This window comes from Variovorax sp. Root473, assembly GCF_001426505.1.
Classification (GTDB): Bacteria; Pseudomonadota; Gammaproteobacteria; order Burkholderiales; family Burkholderiaceae_C; genus Variovorax.
Genome location: NZ_LMEV01000017.1, coordinates 854,287 through 872,261, shown reverse-complemented (window position 1 = coordinate 872,261; position 17,975 = coordinate 854,287). Strand labels below are relative to the sequence as shown.

The window sequence follows — 17,975 nt, the reverse complement described above, 5'->3', positions numbered from 1 at the left end:
GGGCGGGTCAGGCCGGCCGGCGCAGCTTCGGGCGCGACAGGCCCAGGTGCCCGCTGCGACGCGCCACGAGCAGCCCCATCGCGGTCGCGCCGACCATCGCCAGCGCCAGCGTGTGGCCCGACACGGCGCGGCCCATGTCGAGCGCGATCTCGCCGCTGCGCGGGCCTACCAGCTGCAGGCGCCGCCTGGTCATCTGCATGCCGAGTTCGCCGAGCTGGTCGGCCAGCAGCCGCTCGGCCTGCGGCAGCACCAGCGTTTCCTCGTCTGCGACGTGGTGCATCACGTCGCGCATCAGGTCGGCCACGGCCTCGTCGTAGCCGGGCGCCTCGGGCTCCATCTGGCGCAGTTGCGCGATGAGCCGCCGCATCTCCTGGTGCTCTTCGAGCGACTTGGCGATGACGTCGTTCTGCGTGACCGCGCGCACTGCGGGATAGAAGATTTCTTCCTCAAGCTGCGCATGCACCTCGAGCGCGGCGCACAGCGTGTTGGACAGCCCCTTCTTCACGCGCGACGGCGCGTGCGGCCGGTACTGGTGAAAGGTGGACATCACGTGCGTGTGGTCGAGCCGGACCATGTTCGTGGCGCTCGGAAACAGGGAGGCGAGAAGGTTCGTCATGGAAAAAAGCTCCTGGTGGGGTTGCAGGAAAGCAGCAAGGAGAGACGGTGGAATGGCGACGGTGCGCGCCGTGTAGGAGAGCGTCGGATCGCAATGGCAGTGACGACGAGAAAGCACTTTTCCGCAAGCGTGCGTGACGCCGGTGCACGCGGGACCCGCTGGCCATCGTCAGGGTCGAAACCGCACCCGAGTGCGAGTGCGGTCCTGCTTCCATGCGTAGGAATTGACAGCCGCGCAGGCACGGCCTTTTCCTTCCCTGCAACCACGGCGCCGCGGGCCGAATTCACGGCCTGATCACCGCATGCACCGCACTCACTGCACACGAGGGACTTCGCTCATGAAGAAATCGATCTGGAAACTCTATGGCTTCGCCTGGGTCACGGGGGGCTTCTTTCTCATCTCGCTCATCGGGCACTGGGTGTTCGGCTGGTTCGCGTACGTGAACGAGCAGACGCAGTTCGGCCATTCCGTCGAACTCGGCAGCTACATGGTCGAGATGCTGCGCGACACGCTGGAGAACTGGCAGTCGGAGTTCCTGCAGCTGCTCTGGCAGGTGGCGGGCCTGGCCTTCCTGCTGTACCTCGGTTCGCCCCAGTCGAAGGAAGGCGACGACCGGGTCGAGGCCAAGCTCGACGCGATCCTGGCCGCGGTCGATCCGCAGAACGCCGACAAGCTCATCGACGAGATCGACCGGGAATACTGCGGCCGCCACACCAACGCGCGCTGGGCCGCGCTGCGCAAGACCGGCAAGTGATGCGTCCGCGGCCCTGCACGATCGGCGGCATCTTGCCGGCGAGCGCCTTGAGGTCGGTGTCCTTCGCCTCGACCTGCAGCGCCTGGGTTGGATGACACGTGCGCACCGAAGGCGTTCCCTCCTACACAGGGCGTGCGCCAGGCTGGCTACCTTGGCGCAGGCCACCGCATTTCGCAGGAGCATCCATGAACACGCGCCCCAACGACAGCGCCTCGGCGACGGGCTCGCCGCCGTCGCGCAACACCACCACGCAGCCATCGACCCGAAGCAACGGGCCTGTGGGCCCGAACGACGGTCCCGCGCTCACCCAGCGCGCCGCGCCCGACGCTTCGCGTGGCACGCGAGCGCCATGAGCGAGCGCAGCGACAGCGCCTTCCTGGCGTGGAAAGAAGCGCATTGCAAGGCGTCGGAGGCCCACTTCCGCATGGGCCTGCACCAGCACCTCGCGCGGACTTCGGCGCAGCGGGACGCGGAGGCCCAGGAAGTGCAGCGCCTCAAGCGGCTCGCATCTGAAAAACTCCAGCGCTTCCTGGAAGAGAGCCGCGCGGCCTGCGGCTAGGACACCGCTGCGTGCGCGACGCACAAGGGCGCCCCGCCGCGCCCTCGCGCCCTGCTCAGCCGACCTCGACGTTGATGCGTCGCGGCTTGGCGTGCTCGGCCTTTGGAATGCGCAGTTTCAGCACGCCTTGCGCCAGTTCGGCTGACACTTTTTCGGTGTCCAGTTCCTTGCTCAGCGTGAAGACGCGGCGAAAGCGGCCAAGGCCAACCTCAGTGTGGCTGGTCTTCAACTCGCCCGGCACGCTCAGGCCCAATTCCGCGTCGATGGTCAAGGTCTCGGCCTCGACATGCAGATTGAGCTTGTCGCGCGACACGCCCGGCAGGTCGGCGTAGAGCGTGATGCCTGCGGCGTCTTCCACCACGTCGACCGGCGGCGTGAGGGCCGCGCCCTGGTAGCGCGGCGCTTGCCCCTGGTCCATGGGCCGGGGCGCGCCCGGCGATGCGGTCTGTACGTCATTGCTCATGATGTGCGTCTCCTGGTTTCACTGGACAGCGATGCGGCGCGGCTGCGCCGAGGTGCGGCGACGGACCGTGATGCGCAGCACGCCGTCGCGCAGCCTGGCTTGGACGGCCTCGGGATCGGCGTCGTCCGGCAGTGTGAGCACGCGGCGGAACGCGCCCTCGAAGCGCTCGTTGATGTGCACGGCCGCCTTGGCCTGCGCGTCGGGCAGCTGGCTCTTGCGCTCGCCGGCGATGGTCATGAGGCCGCGCTCCAGGTTGATCTCCAGCGAGGCCGGATCGACGCCCGGGGCGAACGCGAAGATCTCCAGCGCCTGCGGCGTGGCGCCCACATTCAACGCGGGAAAGCCGTGGCTGCCATGGCCGCGGATGGTGGGCGACAGATCGAACGCCTGCTGCATGTCCCGTTGCAGGCGATCCATTTCGGCCAGCATGTCGCGCGGGAAGAAAGATCGGTACATGGGAAACCTCCTGTCAAAACTGAACGAAAACCCGCTCGCTGCTCACTGAGGCAGGCGGTGCGTGTGCATCGGGGTGGCGCCGTCGCTGGCGTTCCCGCGGTGCCGCGCAAACAGGCGCCCCGGTCGCTGTCGCCAGCGCACGGGGCGAGGTTCAGGGTAGGAGAAGTTCGCCAGCTCCTCGCGTCCCTTCTGGGTGATGGCGAGCACCTGGGCTGCCGAGGCGGAGCCGGACAGCGTGAGCGAGTCCGAGGGCGCGGGCACCAGGGCCACCACGAGTCCGGCGGCGCGAAGCAGCCGCACCTGGTCGATGTCCTCGGTGCGATAGAACGACACAGGCAAGCGAGAGCCGGCGATTTGCTTGAGCAAGTTCATGGCCATTGAATACCTCCTTTTCGATTGACCAATTTCCGACGGGAGTGAACATAGGAGCCTGCCAGGCGAATTTCAAGAGGCCATTTCCGACACCGGCCCGACACGCGCGCGCGGCCCGGCTCGGCATAAAAAAAGCCCGGCCGCAAGCGACCGGGCTGAGGTTTACAGCAAGCCTGCGGTGATACCGCAGGCGCAGGAATCTAGCGTGCGGCGCGCACGCCGTCATGTCAGACAAATTCTGATTTTTGAGCGCCGGGGCGTCGCTCGGGCAAGCCGCGTTCGGGCAGCATCAACGCGAACAGCTCGCTGCGAAAGTGGATGCCGAGCCGGCCGAAGGCGCGGTTGCGGTAGGTCTTGACCGTGGGCACCGCCAGGCCCATGTCCGCGGCGATGCCTTCCTGCGTCATGCCGCGCAGCAGCCGCAGGCACACCTGCAGTTCCTGCGCCGTGAGCGCGGGGCACACGCCCAGCAGCCGGCTGCGCAACTCGTCGGCTGCGGGCGTGCGCGCCAGCGCGATGTGCTTGCGCGTCAGCGCCATCAGCAGCCGCCCGACGGCGCCGAAGTCGGCCAGCTGCGCGTCGCTGAGCGCACGCTGGTGCACATGCCGATAGAAGTTGACCGCGAACAGCGCGTCGTCGCGGGCCGGTTCTTCCTCGACCACCGACACGCGCTCCATCACGCCGTGCGCGTCGTACACCTTGGCACGATGTTCGGGAGGCACTTCGCGCGCCGTGATGTGGCACACGCGCAGCTGCGGCGCGCTCGCTTCGCGCAAGGTGCGATCGCTGCGGATCGGACCCGACAGGTACGCGCGCCAGCAGTCGCGCGTGGTGTCGGGCATGCCCCGGCTGCCGCTCAGGAAGATGGCCGGCTCCGGGCCGGTGCGGTAGACCGAGAACGAGCCCACCGGCAGCGCCGCCGACATGGCCTCGAGCAGGCGCGCGCCGAAGCTGGGCTCGCCGAGCGCGGGCACGACCACCGGCAGGCACTGCGCCAGCGAGGTGTCGATGCCGTGGGCCGGCGGTTCGGGAATCCAGGTGCGCATGGGTCGGCAATACGGGGAATCCCGTCATCTTCCGGGATGACAGCACCGCGCTGCCACCGGACTTACGCTAGGGCATGACCTCCCTGCCTCCCGACACCGATCCGCTTGCCGCACCGCATCTGGCCTGGTTCGCCGACGTCTGCGTCGACGTGGGCGAACCGCTGGTGCTGGGCGACGGCCCCGAGGGGCTGCGCCGCGTCGTGCCCATCGCGGGCGGCCACGCCAGGGGCGAGGGCTGGACCGCGCGCGTGCTGCCTGGCGGCGCCGACTTCCAGCGCATCGCCAGCGACACGGTCTCCGAGCTCGATGCCCGCTACGGGCTGGAGACCGAGGCCGGCGAACGCATCTACGTGCGCAACCGCGCGCTGCGCACCGCGCCGGCCGACGTGATGGCGCGGCTGCTGCGCGGCGAGCCCGTCGACGCGGCGCAGGTTTACTTCCGGTGCGCGCCCTCCTTCGAAACGCGCAGCCCCTCGCTGCGATGGATCACCGAGCGCCTGTTCGTGGGCGTCGGCGTGCGCCATCCCGCGCAGGTGGTGATGCGCTTCTTCGCTCTGCAGTGACCTGACCGCGCCCGCGCCCCCGTTTCAACACCGAGAGGAGACCTCCATGACGACCGCCTTTGCCACGGGCGCGCGCCGCCGCGCGCTCATCGCCGCCACCACGCTGATCGGGCTCGGGGGCATCCCCTGGGCCTCGCAGGCGCTCGCGCAGACGGGCGCCTATCCCAGCCGGCCAGTGCGCCTCGTGGTCGGATTCCCGGCCGGCAGCGGCCCGGACATCGTGGCGCGGCTGCTGGCGCAGAAGCTGTCCGAAGGCTGGGGCAACCTGGGCGTCGTGGTCGACAACAAACCGGGAGCTGCGGGGCTCATCGCCGCCTCGGAAGTGGCGCGCGCGCAGCCCGACGGCTACACGCTCATGCTCGGCGAGACCGGTCAGCTGGCCATTGCGCCCAGCAGCTACAGCAAGCTCCCGTACGACCCGAAGAAAGACTTCGTGCCCGTGAGCCAGGTGGTCACCTCCAACTTCATGCTGGTGGTGAACCCCGCCAAGGTGCCGGCGCGCGACGTGAAGCAGTTCGTCGCATGGAGCCGCGCTCAGAAGGGGCTCTTCATGGGCACCTTCGGCGCCGGCACGCCCGGCCACTTCGGCGCCTTCCTGTTCGGCGATGCCATCGGCCTGCAGCCCGAGCCGGTGCACTACAAGACCACCGGCGACGCTCTGGGCGGCCTGTTCGGCGGTGACGTGGCGGGCAGCTTCGCGAGCGTGGGCCTGACGGCCGCCAATGTGAAGGCCGGCAAGCTGCTGGCACTGGCCTCCAGCGGCGACACGCGCAGCGCCAGCCTGCCCGACGTGCCGACCTTCCGCGAACAGGGCTACCCGCAGCTCGCGTTCAACTCGTGGTTCGGCATCGTGGTGCCGGCGCGCACGCCGCCCGAGATCGTCGCGCGGCTGGAGGCCGACATCCGCAAGGCGGTGCAGTCGGCGGACGGCAAGGCGAAGCTGGAGGACGCGGGCTTCGGCGTGACGGGCACTTCGGCGCAGGAGTTCGTGCGCATCATCGCCGCCGACACGCTGACCTGGGGCAAGGTGGTCGCGGCCACCGGCTTCAAGGCGGATTGAGCGGGCGGGCGCACGCCCGCGGCGCCGACGCATCCGGCAGGCGCCTTGCCGGCGACGCAATCAACTTGCGCGCGCCCGGTCAATCCCGTACGCTGGCCCGACGTCCACGCGCAGCACCCGTGCCTTTGCAGGCCGCCGGGCCGGCCTTGCGGACGCGCAAAGGAGCCAGCCATGCCAAGCCGATCGAACGGCCTCGCGGCCGAAATGGAAGCAGTGCGAACGCTGGCGCTGGTGGGCGCCGCGGCCTCCGGTAAAACCTCGCTGGCCGAAAGCCTGCTGCACAAGGCGGGCGCCATCGCCGCATGCGGGAGCATCGAACGCGGCAGCACCGTCAGCGACCACGACCCGCTCGAGCGTCGCATGCTGCATTCGCTCAACGCCTCGGTGATGCACCTCACGCACGGCGGCACGCGCATCCACCTCATCGACACGCCCGGCGGACCCGACCTGCTCGGCCAGAGCCTGCCGGCCCTCGAGGCGGTCGAAACGGTGGCGGTGGTCATCAATGCCGCCACCGGCATCGAGCCGATGGCGGTGCGCATGATGGATTACGCGGCCTCACGCCGCCTCGCCCGCATGATCGTCGTCAACAAGATCGACGCGCAGGGCGTTTCGCTGGCGGGCCTGCTGGCCGACATCCAGGCCACCTTCGGCCGCGAATGCCTGCCGCTGAACGTCCCCGACGGCGTGGGCCGGCAGGTGATCGACTGTTTCTTCAACCGCTTTGGACGCTCCGATTTCGGCCCCGTGGAAGCGGCGCACCGCGCGCTGGTGGAGCAGGTGGTGGAGGTCGACGCGGCCTTCGTCGAGCGCTACCTCGAGGAAGGCGACATGGACCCGGCCGAGCTGCATGCGCCGCTGGAGCAGGCACTGCGCGAAGGCCACCTGATTCCGGTGTGCTTCGTCTCGTCGCGCAGCGGCGCGGGCGTGGCCGAACTGCTGGACGTGATCGTCAAGCTCCTGCCCGACCCGACCGAGGGCAACCCGCCGGCGTTCATCCTTGGCGAGGGCGCGCAGGCCCGGCCCATGCAGGCCCTGCCCGACCCGTCGCTGCATGTGCTGGCGCACGTGTTCAAGGTCACCATCGATCCGTATGTCGGCAAGATGGGCATCTTCCGCGTGCACCAGGGCACGCTCACGCGCGACAGCCAGCTCTACATCGGCGACGGCCGCAAGCCCTTCAAGGTGGGGCACCTGTTCATGCTCCAGGGCAAGGACCACGTCGAGGTGTCGCGCGCGGTGCCGGGCGACATCGTGGCCGTGGCGAAGGTCGACGAAATCCACTTCGATGCCGTGCTGCACGATGCCGCTGAAGACAGCCACGTGCATCTGGCGCCGCTGCCCTTCCCCGTGCCGGTGTACGGCCTGGCCGTGGAGCCCAAGCGCCACGGCGACGAACAGCGCGCCTGGGAAATCCTCGGCAAGCTCGCGGCCGAAGACCCGTGCCTGCGCATCGAGCATGTGGCCGCGACCAATGAGACGGTGCTCTATGGCCTTGGCGAGCTGCACCTGCGCATCGTGCTCGAACGCCTGCGCGAGGTGTACCGCTTCGAGGTGCTGACGCGGCCGCCGCGCATCGCCTACCGCGAGAGCGTGACCGCGCCGGCCGAGGGCCACCACCGACACAAGAAGCAGTCGGGCGGCGCCGGCCAGTTCGCCGAGGTCTTCCTGCGCATCGAGCCGCTCGCGCGGGGCGCGGGCTTCGAGTTCGCCGACGAGGTCCGGGGCGGCGCGATCCCGGGCCAGTTCATCCCCGCGGTCGAGAAAGGCGTGCGCGAGGTGCTGGCGTACGGCGCGATCGCCGGCTACCCCGTGGTCGACGTGCGCGTCGTGGTGTACGACGGCAAGCACCACAGCGTCGACAGCAAGGACATCGCCTTCGCGACCGCCGGCCGCAAGGCCTTCATGGCCGCAATCCGCGAGGCGCGGCCGGTGGTGCTCGAACCCATCGTGCACATCGAGATCGCCGTGCCCGAGCATGCGGTGGGCGATGTCACGAGCGACCTGTCCTCGCGGCGCGGGTTGGTCACGGGCACGTCAGGCCTGGGCGCCGGAACGGTGGCGATCGGCGGGCAGGTGCCCGAGGTCGAGCTGGCCAGCTACCAGTCGAGGCTCAACGCGATGACCAGCGGCCAGGGACGTTACACGATGGCGCTGTCGCACTACGAGGCGGTGCCGCCTGCGGTGCAGAAGACGCTGATGGGCGAGTACCGCGGGCACGACGAGGACTGAAGGAAGCGCGAAGTTGCGCGTCGCGGATATCTGCCACGCTTGCCGGCGCCATGCAAGGTCCGCTGTTGCCGGCCACCCGCGTGCGCATCTGCACGGGGTGATCAGCCCATCGGTGGCGCCATGCATGAACATGCATCTTGCCGTTGCGGGCCCGGAACCCGCTCAGGTCGGATCGACTGCATCGATCAGGCACGCGAGGTGTCGAGCCGATGCGTGTACTGCGGTGCGATTCGCCAGATGGTTCTTGCCGCGCCTCAGCTGAACACGCTTTCGAGGTCGACCTCTTCCGCGCTGTCGTCCAGCTTCAGGCTCTGCTCGATGTGGTCCAGGTGATGCAGCATCAGGTTCTCGGCGCGCGCGGCGTCCCCGCGGTTCACGGCGGCGACGATTTCCTCGTGCTCGTCGGCGCGGCAGCTGGTGGCGGTGGGCGCGTCGTACAGCGAGATGATCAGGCAGGTCAGCACCGACAGCTCGCGCATGGAGCGCGCCAGCGCCGAGTTGCCGGCCAGCTCGGCCAGCAGCACATGGAACTCGCCCGACAGTCGCACGATGGCGCGCTTGTCTTCGCGACGCCGCGCGTCGGCCTCGAGCTCGATGTGGCGTTGCAGGCGCTGCTTCTTGGTGTCGTCGAGCGTGCGGATGAGGCGGCGCAGCACGCCGGGTTCGATGAGGCGACGGGCCTCGAACACGTCCTGGGCCTGCTCGATGGTGGGCTTGGCGACGAAGGCGCCGCGTTGCGGCACGAGTTCGACGATCTGCTCGTGCGCCAGCCGAGCCAGCACCTCGCGCACCTTGGCGCGGCTGGTCGCGAAGATCGTCGCCAGCCGGTCTTCGCCCAGCTTCGTGCCCGGCGCGAGACGGTGTTCCAGGATGGCGGCCGAGATCTTCTCGGCGATCTCGTCGACGCTGTGTTCGCGGGCAGGGGTGGCACCGGTCGTGCCGGTGGCGCCAGTGGCGCCGTTCGCGCTGGTCTTGCGGGCTGGGGCTTTGGTGGGCATCGGCGCCGATTCTATCGATGCCCCCTCCAGGCTGCAGAGCGTCACGGGCCCGCGACCTCAGCCCGGCGCGCGTGCACCGTCGCGCGCCAGAAGCCGCGCCAGGGCCTCGGGCAGCCCCTGGTTCGGCTTGATCGGCGGCGGCGCAAAACTGCCCAGGCGCGCCGGCGCCGGTGCCAGCGACACGAGCGTCTGCGCATGGCACACGGCGCTCGACACGCCGTCGACCACCGGCACCGGAATGCGGTCCTTGATCGAGCGCGCCAGGCCCGCCAGCGGCGCGCCGGCAATGATGATCACGTCCGCGCCGTCGTCCTCGATGGCCGACATGCACAGGGCCTCCAGGCGCTGGCCGTGGTCGTCCTGCACATGCCCGATGTCCTTGAGCGGACCGTCCAGGCTGCGGATGCTCGCAAGCCGGTCGATGAGGCCATTGGCCTGCACGCACTCGCGGTACCACGCCGTGATGCGGCGCGAGATCGCGACGATCGAGAAGCGCTTGCCGAGCAGGCACGCACTCATCAAGGCCGCTTCGGTGAGGCCGACCACGGGGATGTCGAGCGCCTCGCGCAGTCCGTCGATGCCGGGGTCGCCGAAGGCGGCGACCACGATCGCGTCGTGCCGCGTGTGGTGCTCGGCCGCGAGCGTGGCGGCAGCGTACGCACCGATCAGCGATTCGAAGCGCGTCTCGATGTAAGCCACGCCGAAGGGCGCCGTGAGCACCTCGATGCGCGTGTCGCTCGCGGCCGCGCGCCGGGCTTCGGCCGCGATCAGGTCGGAGACGCTTTGCGAGGTGTTGGGATTGATCAGCAGCAGGTTCATGGCAATGTCTCCAGGCGAAGGGCTCAGGCGGGTCGGCGGCTCGGCAGCAAGGTCGGCTCGCCCCGGCGCAGGAATTCTCCGCGTCCGGCGCGCGGATGGAAGCGTTCGCCGTCCCACACGACTTCGCCGCGTGCCAGCGTCAACGCCGGCCAGGCTTTCACCTCGATGCTTTCGTAAGGCGTGTAGTCGACGTCGTGGTGCAGGTCGGTGTTGCGGATGGCGCGTGGCGTGGTGCCCCAGACCACGAGGTCGGCATCGGCGCCGACGGCGATCGTGCCCTTGCGCGGGTGCAGCCCGTAGGCCTTGGCCGGGTTGGTGGATGTCAGCTCGACAAACTTGTTGATGGTGATGCGCCCGTCGAGCACGCCGTGCGAAAACAACAGCGGCAGCCGCGTCTCGATGCCCGGAATGCCGTTCGGTATGTGGCGGAAGGCCACCTCTTCGCCGCCGGGCTTCTTGCCCTCGGGCGCGTCGTAGCGGAACGGTGCATGGTCCGACGAGAAGATCGTGAAGAGTCCATCGGACAGCCCGTTCCAGATCACCTGCTGGTTCTCGCGGTTGCGCGGCGGCGGGCTGCAGACGCAGCGCGCGCCCTGGTAGCTGTCGTCGATGCCCAGGTCTTCGGCGGTCAGGAACAGGTACTGCGGACAGGTTTCGGCAAACACGCTCAGGCCGTGCGCTCGCGCCCAGCGAATCTGCTCGACGGCTTCTCTCCCCGACACGTGCACGATCATGATCGGCACGTCGACCAGCTCCGACAGCGCAATGGCGCGGTGCGTGGCCTCGCGCTCGACCAGCATCGGCCGCGAATGCGCATGAAAGCGCGGTGCGGTGCGCCCGTTGGCTTCGAGCCGCTTGGTGAGCCACTCGATGCAGTCGGCGTTCTCGGCGTGGATCATGGCCATCGCGCCCTGCTCCCGCGCCACCGACAGCACGTCGAGGATCTGGCCGTCGTCCAGCTTCAGATCGTCGTAGGTCATGTAGATCTTGAACGAGGTGTAGCCCTCGGCAATGAGCTGCGGCAGCTCGTGCTTGAGCACCTCTTCGGTCGGGTCGCTCACGATCAGGTGGAAGGCATGGTCGACGTGGGCGCGGCCCTCGGCGCGCTGGTGGTAGTCCCGCACGGCGGCATGCAGCGACTGGCCCTTCTGCTGCGCGGCGAACGGGATCACCGTGGTCGTGCCGCCGCAGGCCGCGGCGCGGGTTCCGGTGTCGAAGTCGTCGGCCATGCGCACCGGCGGCTCCATCGGCTGGTCGAGATGGCAGTGGGCATCGACGCCACCTGGCGTCACGTAGCGGCCGGCGGCGTCGATCTCCTGTCGGCCGGCCGGCAGGCCGAGGCCCAGCTGCACGATGCGGCCGCCGGCGATGCCGATGTCCGAATCGAAGGTGTCGCTGGCGGTGGCAACGCGGGCGTTGCGCACCACGAGATCGAGGTCGCGGAAGGTCATGGTCTTTCTTTGCTTTTCTGTCTGTGTCGGGGTGGTTGCGAACGCTCAGGCTGTTGCGTCGAACAACCGGCCCCAGCCCTTCACGGCGCCCGGTGCAATGCCGACGGTCTTGAGTGCGCGCCAGACGACGGTGGCCACCGAGTCGTAGATCGGGATGCCGAGCTCGCGCTCCATCTCCTCGACCAGCTGCGCGCCGCTCAGGTTCGTGCACATGATGGTGATGGCGTCTGGGCGCTGCTGCGCCACTTCGCGCAGCATGCGGCGCAGCGTGTCGGGCTCGACCTCGCTGAAGGCGAAGTTCACCGTGAGATCGAGGTGCCGCTCGGCCACGCAGTCGATGCCGATGCGTGCGTAGTTGGAGACGATGCGCTGCTGCACGTCGTCGACGTACGGCGACACCAGTCCCAGCGTGCGCGCGCCCTGCACGGCCAGCAGCTCGTTGAGCGCGAGCACCGAGGTGGTCGCCGGAATGCCGGTGGCCTCGGTGATGCGCGCGCACAGCGCCTGGTCTTTCTCGAAGCCGAGCCAACTGGCCGAGGTGCCGCTCCAGCAGATGGTGTCGACGCGTGCGTCGGCCAGCAGCCGGGCGGCCTCGAGGATCTTGCTGTCGTCGAACTGGTTCAGCGACGCGTCGCGCATCGAGATCTCGGTGACGGTGAAGCGCGAGAAATGCGCCGACACGCCGGGCACGGCCGCGACCATCGCGCTGGTCAGGGGCTCGAGCGCGGTGTTCGAGGAAGGCGTGAGCACGCCGATGAGTTTGCGAGGGGTCATGTGATGGATGTCGGGGTGATTGGCCTCAGACCGGCAGCTTCTTGCTGTAGTCGATCAGCATCGTCGAGCAGACGAACAGGCCCGCACCGGCGGCCGTGAACAGCATGAGCGCCATGAAGTACGAGCCGGTGGCCTGCACGATCAGGCCGACCACGATCGGCACGCCGATGCCCGCCACGTTGCCGCCCAGGTTCATCGTGCCGCCCAGGAAGCCGACCCGTGCACGCGTGCCGAGGATCGAGGGCACGCACCAGAACAGGCCGCACCAGCGCAGGAAGAACAGCGTGACCGACAGCAGCACGACCACGGCGACCGGGTCGGTGATCCGCGTCACCATGAAGATCGCAATGGTCGCGATGATCGACGAGATGCCGAACAGCGTGCGCAGCACCTTGCTCTGCGACGCGCCGGCCGCCATCCACTTGTCGGCCAGCCAGCCGCCGAACATTTCGCCGACGAAGCCCGAGAAGAACATGATGAACACCGCGCCGCCCATCTGCTTGATGTCGAAGCCATGCACCTTCGACAGGTAGTTGGGCATCCAGGTGAGCAGGCCGTAGAACAGCGCGTTGAAGCACATCCAGCCGAAGAACATGCCCCACACCGAGCGGTAGCGGAAGAAGTCGAGCACGCGGCCGCTGGCATTGGCCGATTCCTTGGCGGCATCGGCGGCGTGGCTGGCCTCGATGTAGCGCGCCTCGGCCTCGTTCACGTCGGGATGCTGGCGCGGATGGTTGCGGATGTAGCGCCAGGCGAAGTAGCCGGCGATCACGGTGCCGACACCGGCGATCACGAAAGCCAGGCGCCACGAGCCGAGCACGGCGATCAGCGCCGAGATCAGGATCGCACCCAGCGCCGCACCCAGCGGCGCGCCGCCGTCGAGCAAGGTGGCGCCGCGACCGCGCTCGGTCTGCGTCATCCAGATGCCGTTGAGCTTGCCGCCCGCGGGGTAGATCGGCGCTTCGGCCGCGCCCAGGCCCAGCCGCGTGAGCAGCAAGGGCACCCAGCCCGTGCAGACGGCGGCGATGGCCTGGAAGAAGCCCCAGCCCACGGTGGCGCCGGCGATGACGACGCGCGGGCCGAAGCGGTCGGCCAGCATGCCGCCCGGAATCTGCATCAGCGCATAGGTCCAGAAGAACGAACTGAGCAGCAGGCCCTGCACGGCCGGGCCGATGTCGAACTCCTTGGCGATCAGCGGCATGGCCACCGAGAGCGAGGCCCGGTCGATATAGTTGATCGAGATCAGGAACAACATCATCAGGAAGATCTTCCAGCGCACCTTGGTGGGCTGGAGGGCGGCATCGGGTGCTGCGGCGGTCGCCTTGGCGCCGTCCGTCATGGTGTTTTGCATCGGCTTGTCTCCTTGCAGTGGCACGGATGCCAGCTTGCAAGGAAACGACCCGGCACGCTGGCGAACTTTGCAGTCGCGGGTCGGGGCTGGTCCGGGCCAGTGCACCACCGAGGCTGTGGAACGGAATCTAGGCTTCGTCAAAACAAACGTCAACAACAATGTCGACAATATTGTTGACGATAATGGCAAACACCTAGCCCGCAGCCCCTTCCCGACGGGATCACGCGGCGTCGACGGCCGGTGTTTGCGCAAAGTACGCCATGGCCGCCAGCACCCCGCTGCCGGCCAGCGGCACGCCCGCCAGCTTGAAACCCATCTCGACGCCGGTCAAGGCGGCCATCAGCGTCAGGTCGTTGCAGTCGCCCAGGTGCCCGATGCGGAACATGCGGCCCCGGAGCTTGCCCAGCCCCGCACCCAGCGACAGGTCGAAGCGCTGGTGGATGAGGCGGCGCAGCGCATCGGCATCGACGCCCTGCGGCGTGATGACACCCGTCAGCACCGGCGAGTGCACGCGCGCGTCGGCGCACTGCGTCGGCAGGCCCCAGGCCTGCACCGCCGCGCGCACGCCGCGGCCCCAGCGCTGGTGACGCGCGAAGATCACGGGCAGACCCTGCTCGAGCACCATGTCCAGCGCCTCGCTGAGGCCGTACAGCAGGTTCGTGCTCGGCGTGTAGGGCCAGTAGCCGCCCTGGTTCATCTCGATGATCTCGTCCCAGGCCCAGAAGGCCTTGGGCAGGCGCGCCGTCTTCGCCACCTCGAGCGCCTTGGGCGACACCGCGTTGAAGCTGATGCCCGGCGGCAGCATGAGGCCCTTCTGCGAGCCGCTGACGGTGACGTCCACGCCCCACTCGTCGTGCCGGTAGTCGGCGCTCGCCAGGCCCGAGATGGTGTCGACCATCAGCAGCGCCGGATGGCCCGCCGCGTCGATCGAGCGGCGCACCGCGGCGATGTCGGAAGTGACGCCGGTCGAGGTCTCGTTGTGCACCACGCACACGGCCTTGATGTGGTGCGCGGTGTCCTGGCGCAGGCGCTGCTCGATGAGGTCGGCCTGCACGCCGTGACGCCAGCTGCGCGGCAGGCCGGTCTCGTCGGTGCCTTCGAGCGCGAGGAACTCGGGCTCCAGGCCGAGCCGGCGCGCCATCTTCTGCCACAGCGTCGCGAAGTGGCCGGTCTCGAACATCAGCACGTGGTCGCCAGGGCTCATCAGGTTGACCAGTGCCGCCTCCCACGCGCCAGTGCCCGATGCGGGATAGACGACGACCGGATGCCGGGTCTGGAATACCTGCTGCAGCCCGCCGATGACCTTCTTGCCCAGCGTGGCGAACTCGGGTCCGCGGTGGTCGATGGTCGGCAGGCTGATGGCCCGCAGGATGCGGTCGGGCACGGGGCTGGGGCCCGGGATCTGCAGGAAGTGGCGGCCGCTGGGATGGTTGTCGAGGGCGATCATGGATGTGTCTCCGTTCTGTGTTCTGGTGAGTGGATGAAAGGTTCTAGAGCTGCACCGACGCGTGGCCGATGCCGGGAAATTCAGCGGTGACGAGGTCGCCCTCGCCCGCTTCGAGAATGCCGACCCACGTGCCGGTCGTGACGACGGTGCCGGCCGCGACGGTCTCGCCGTGGCGCGTGGCATGGCGCAGCCACGCGGGCAGCAGCCAGGCGGGATCGCCGAGCGAATGCGTGCCGCGGCGCATCACGGCGGCGCGTGCGCCGATGCGCACCTCGCACGCCTGCGCGGCCCAGTCGCGGGCCACGAACGGCCCCCACGCGCCGAGCACCAGCGCGCCGTGCGATTGCAGGTCGGCCAGCTTGCACAGCGCGGGCGCGTCGATGGACTCCTGCCAGCGCGAGTCGACGACCTCGATCGACACCGTCATCGCATCGACCAGCGCGCGGGCGCTGTCGACGTCGAGCGTGAATGCCATGGCTGCATCGACATCGTGCCCGATCCGCAGCGCGATCTCGGCCTCGATGCCGCGCATGTGGAACGGCCAGTCGCCCGCCGTCGCCGGGCTGGGCCACACGCCGCGCGGCGGCAGCGGTGCGTGGGTCAGCACCGCGTCGCGCGACGGGCCACCCGCTTTCCAGTAGCGGGGCGGCGCAGTGCCGAACCAGCCGAGCGCCTGCGCCACCTGCTGCTGCACGGCGTAGGCGTCGTTCGCCTGCGTGAGCAGGTCGGCCACTTCTGCCGCCGGGCACGCGACGTGTTCACCGCGCGCACGCACCAGCGCTCCGGCGACGACTTCGATTCTTGAAAGGGACATGTCGGTGGCCTCCAGTGACCCCAGGAAAAAAGAACAAGACATTCAGAAGCTCGCGCGCAACGGCGCAAGCCCTTTCACCTGCACCCGCACGGCCGTGCCCTGCGAGGCGAACAACATGCCGGTGCACGAACCGGTCGTCACGACCTGGCCGGCGCGCAGGCCCTGGCCCCGGGCCGCGCCCTGGTTGGCCAGCCACACGAGCAGCGCACCGACGTCGGGGTGCGTGTGCTCCCCGACCGTGTGCGCGACGACCTGCCCGTCGAAATGCATCACGACCTCGAGCTGCGACAGGTCCAGCCACGCGCGCTCGAAAGGCGCGGGCTCGCCAAGCACCAGGCCGCCGTGGCACAGCAGGTCGGCCAGCAGTGCCGAAGGGCTGGCGTCGAGCCAGTCGACCAGGCGCGTTTCCGCCACCTCGATCACGGGCAGCACCGACGCGATGGCATCGGCGACCTCGTCGCGCGTGTAGGGCGTCGCGCGCGGCGGCAGGTCGGCGCCCAGGCGAAACGCAAGCTCGGCCTCGACACCGCGCAGATGCCATGCACTGCCGACCAGCGACGCGCCGCCCGGCACCAGCCCTTCGGCCGGCAACGGCGCACACACGAGCTCGCGGCCCGGCGCGCTCGCGCCGACCTTCCAGCCGCCGACCGCGCCGAGCGCCGCCAGCGTCGCGTCCTGGATGGCGTATGCCGTGCGCCGATCCTGCAGCGGCAACATCGACGACATCACACGCCGGCCGTCGCGCCGCGCGCGGCACAGCGCCTGCGCGGCCTCGCCCGGCGAGGCCTGCGCGACGGCCTCGGCCAGCGTCACAGCGCGGGGAAGCGCAGCCACGGATGGGCCTGTTCGAACGAGCGCGCCAGCGCGAGCAAGGCGTCGTCCGCCCCTTCGCGCGCCACGAGCTGCACGCCGACCGGCAGGTGTCCTGCAAACCCGCACGGCAGCGCGATGGCGGGCAGCCCCACGGCGTTTGCAAAACCGGCGAACACCGCGTGGCCGCGCGGGCCGACCTCGCGCCCGTCGATGCGCGTCGGATGCGTCTGGCTGGCGGGCCAGGGCAGCGCGGCCGCAGCGGGCGTGAGCAGGAAGTCGTAGCGATCGAACAGCTGCGCGAGCGTGTTGCGCAGCCGCTCGGCCTCGTACAGCAGCTCGAACAGCGCCGACGCGCTGGCCTTGCGGCCGTTCTCGGCGTTCGCCTGCATCGCGGGGCCGAACACAGACGGATCGAAAGGCCGGCTCGACAGCTCCTGCGGATGCGCGACCAGCCACGCCAGCCCGACCTGCGCCAGCAGCGGCCAGCGCTGGTTGACGGCCTCGACCAGGCCGAACTCCCGCGCCGTCGTGACCTCGTGACCCAGCGCCGCCATGTGGCGCGCGGTCGCCTCGGTCAGCGCCGCGATCTGCGGATCGACCGGGTGATCGCCGAAGCGCGGGATGAAGAGAATGCGCGCGCGTTGCAGGCCCGCGCCCTCCTCCACCGGCCGCTCGCCGATCACCTGCATCACCGCCGCCACGTCAGCCACGCTGCGCGCGATCGGACCCGCGACCTCGAAGCCCAGAAAGATCGGCGGCAGCCCGTCGCCGCGCGGCACGCGTGCGCGCGAGGGCTTGAAGCCCACGAGGTTGGTGTGCGAGGCCGGCCGGCGGATCGAGCCGCCGCCGTCGGTGCCCAGCGCAATCGGGCATCCGCCCGCGGCCACCAGCGCCACCGCGCCGCCCGACGAACCGCCGGGTGTGAGCCTCGGGTCCCACGGGTTGCCGGTGGGGCCGAACACCGGGTTGTCGGTGTAGCCCTGCATCGTGAACTCGGGCACGTTGGTCTTGCCGAAGATCACGGCGCCGGCCTCGCGCAGCCTGGCCACCGGCAGCTCGTCGCGCTCGGCCACGCCGCCGGCCAGCGCGCGGCTGCCCCAGTGCGTCGGCAGGCCGCGCACCTGCAGGTTGTCCTTGATGGTGAGGGGCACGCCGTCGAGCGCGCCCAGCGCCCGGCCGCTGCGCCAGCGCGCCGTGCTTTGCTCGGCCGCGTGCATGGCGCCTTCGCTGTCGAGCGTGACGAGTGCGTTCAGCCGCGGGTTGACCTCGGCGCTGCGCTGCAGGCAGGCATGCAGCGCGTCGGTCGGGGTGAACGCCGCCTCGCGATAGCCGGCCGCGAGCTGCGCCGCATCGAGTTGCCAGAGCGGTGTGGTGCTGTGCATCGGGG

General features: G+C 69.5%; 20 protein-coding genes. 6 read left to right on the top strand and 14 right to left on the bottom strand.

The features are described 5' to 3' along the window. Positions 1–7: 7 nt before the first annotated feature. Entirely contained in the window at positions 8–616 is a 609-nt protein-coding gene (locus ASD34_RS17395) for a hemerythrin domain-containing protein (protein WP_056579884.1), read from the bottom strand. A 337-nt stretch (positions 617–953) separates the two neighbouring features. Here ASD34_RS17395 and ASD34_RS17390 point away from each other — a divergent pair, with 337 nt between their 5' ends. The 3 genes from ASD34_RS17390 (at position 954) to ASD34_RS17385 (ending at position 1,929) form a co-directional block, all read left to right on the top strand. After that, complete coding sequence (locus ASD34_RS17390; protein ID WP_056579882.1) at positions 954–1,370, top strand: DUF6766 family protein; 417 nt, start codon at positions 954–956, stop codon at positions 1,368–1,370. A 185-nt stretch (positions 1,371–1,555) separates the two neighbouring features. Continuing rightward, positions 1,556–1,723 (top strand): hypothetical protein, encoded by a 168-nt coding sequence (locus ASD34_RS27585; protein ID WP_157609702.1) that lies wholly within the window; start codon positions 1,556–1,558, stop codon positions 1,721–1,723. Beyond that, the gene (locus ASD34_RS17385) at positions 1,720–1,929 is read left to right on the top strand and encodes a hypothetical protein (protein ID WP_056579881.1); all 210 of its coding nucleotides are present in this window, start codon (positions 1,720–1,722) and stop codon (positions 1,927–1,929) included. The genes ASD34_RS27585 and ASD34_RS17385 overlap by 4 nt, the downstream gene beginning before the upstream one ends. A gap of 55 nt (positions 1,930–1,984) precedes the next feature. Here the strand turns inward: ASD34_RS17385 and ASD34_RS17380 are convergent, their stop codons facing one another. From ASD34_RS17380 to ASD34_RS17365, 4 genes are all read right to left on the bottom strand, one after another. Beyond that, positions 1,985–2,347 (bottom strand): Hsp20/alpha crystallin family protein, encoded by a 363-nt coding sequence (locus ASD34_RS17380; protein ID WP_056579880.1) that lies wholly within the window; start codon positions 2,345–2,347, stop codon positions 1,985–1,987. A gap of 63 nt (positions 2,348–2,410) precedes the next feature. Then, the gene (locus ASD34_RS17375) at positions 2,411–2,848 is read right to left on the bottom strand and encodes an Hsp20/alpha crystallin family protein (protein ID WP_056579877.1); all 438 of its coding nucleotides are present in this window, start codon (positions 2,846–2,848) and stop codon (positions 2,411–2,413) included. A gap of 42 nt (positions 2,849–2,890) precedes the next feature. Further along, the gene (locus ASD34_RS17370) at positions 2,891–3,226 is read right to left on the bottom strand and encodes a hypothetical protein (RefSeq protein ID WP_056579874.1); all 336 of its coding nucleotides are present in this window, start codon (positions 3,224–3,226) and stop codon (positions 2,891–2,893) included. A gap of 221 nt (positions 3,227–3,447) precedes the next feature. Beyond that, on the bottom strand, positions 3,448–4,266 hold the full coding sequence (locus ASD34_RS17365) for a helix-turn-helix transcriptional regulator (RefSeq protein WP_082548776.1): 819 nt from the start codon (positions 4,264–4,266) through the stop codon (positions 3,448–3,450). A gap of 74 nt (positions 4,267–4,340) precedes the next feature. Here ASD34_RS17365 and ASD34_RS17360 point away from each other — a divergent pair, with 74 nt between their 5' ends. From ASD34_RS17360 to fusA, 3 genes are all read left to right on the top strand, one after another. Further along, the gene (locus ASD34_RS17360; RefSeq protein ID WP_056579872.1) at positions 4,341–4,829 is read left to right on the top strand and encodes a DUF3237 domain-containing protein; all 489 of its coding nucleotides are present in this window, start codon (positions 4,341–4,343) and stop codon (positions 4,827–4,829) included. Positions 4,830–4,875: 46 nt separating this feature from the next. Continuing rightward, positions 4,876–5,889 (top strand): Bug family tripartite tricarboxylate transporter substrate binding protein, encoded by a 1,014-nt coding sequence (locus tag ASD34_RS17355; protein WP_056579870.1) that lies wholly within the window; start codon positions 4,876–4,878, stop codon positions 5,887–5,889. Between the two features lie 171 nt (positions 5,890–6,060). After that, positions 6,061–8,121, top strand: a complete 2,061-nt coding sequence (gene fusA, locus ASD34_RS17350; RefSeq protein WP_056579868.1) for an elongation factor G — start codon at positions 6,061–6,063, stop codon at positions 8,119–8,121. A 254-nt stretch (positions 8,122–8,375) separates the two neighbouring features. Here fusA and ASD34_RS17345 read toward each other — a convergent pair whose 3' ends face one another. The 9 genes from ASD34_RS17345 to ASD34_RS17305 all read right to left on the bottom strand — a co-directional run bounded on the left by ASD34_RS17345 (position 8,376) and on the right by ASD34_RS17305 (position 17,970). After that, complete coding sequence (locus ASD34_RS17345; protein ID WP_056579866.1) at positions 8,376–9,119, bottom strand: GntR family transcriptional regulator; 744 nt, start codon at positions 9,117–9,119, stop codon at positions 8,376–8,378. 57 nt (positions 9,120–9,176) lie between these two features. After that, complete coding sequence (locus ASD34_RS17340; protein ID WP_056579863.1) at positions 9,177–9,938, bottom strand: aspartate/glutamate racemase family protein; 762 nt, start codon at positions 9,936–9,938, stop codon at positions 9,177–9,179. Between the two features lie 23 nt (positions 9,939–9,961). Beyond that, positions 9,962–11,389, bottom strand: coding sequence for a dihydropyrimidinase (gene hydA / locus ASD34_RS17335; protein ID WP_056579862.1), 1,428 nt, complete (start codon positions 11,387–11,389; stop codon positions 9,962–9,964). 45 nt (positions 11,390–11,434) lie between these two features. Then, a complete protein-coding gene (locus tag ASD34_RS17330; RefSeq protein WP_056579860.1) occupies positions 11,435–12,163 on the bottom strand; it encodes an aspartate/glutamate racemase family protein in 729 nt (242 codons plus the stop codon). Between the two features lie 25 nt (positions 12,164–12,188). Next, positions 12,189–13,514, bottom strand: a complete 1,326-nt coding sequence (locus tag ASD34_RS17325; RefSeq protein ID WP_056579859.1) for an MFS transporter — start codon at positions 13,512–13,514, stop codon at positions 12,189–12,191. A 220-nt stretch (positions 13,515–13,734) separates the two neighbouring features. Continuing rightward, on the bottom strand, positions 13,735–14,961 hold the full coding sequence (locus tag ASD34_RS17320; protein WP_056579857.1) for a pyridoxal-phosphate-dependent aminotransferase family protein: 1,227 nt from the start codon (positions 14,959–14,961) through the stop codon (positions 13,735–13,737). 43 nt (positions 14,962–15,004) lie between these two features. Next, positions 15,005–15,775 carry a fumarylacetoacetate hydrolase family protein gene (locus ASD34_RS17315; protein ID WP_056579855.1) on the bottom strand — a complete coding sequence of 257 codons (771 nt, stop codon included), beginning with the start codon at positions 15,773–15,775 and terminating at the stop codon, positions 15,005–15,007. A 42-nt stretch (positions 15,776–15,817) separates the two neighbouring features. Further along, positions 15,818–16,609, bottom strand: coding sequence for a 2-keto-4-pentenoate hydratase (locus ASD34_RS17310; RefSeq protein ID WP_235510102.1), 792 nt, complete (start codon positions 16,607–16,609; stop codon positions 15,818–15,820). Continuing rightward, positions 16,585–17,970: an amidase gene (locus tag ASD34_RS17305; RefSeq protein ID WP_056579853.1), complete on the bottom strand. Its 1,386-nt coding sequence runs from the start codon at positions 17,968–17,970 to the stop codon at positions 16,585–16,587. Before ASD34_RS17305 ends, ASD34_RS17310 begins: the two co-directional genes overlap by 25 nt. Between the last annotated feature and the right edge of the window lie 5 nt (positions 17,971–17,975).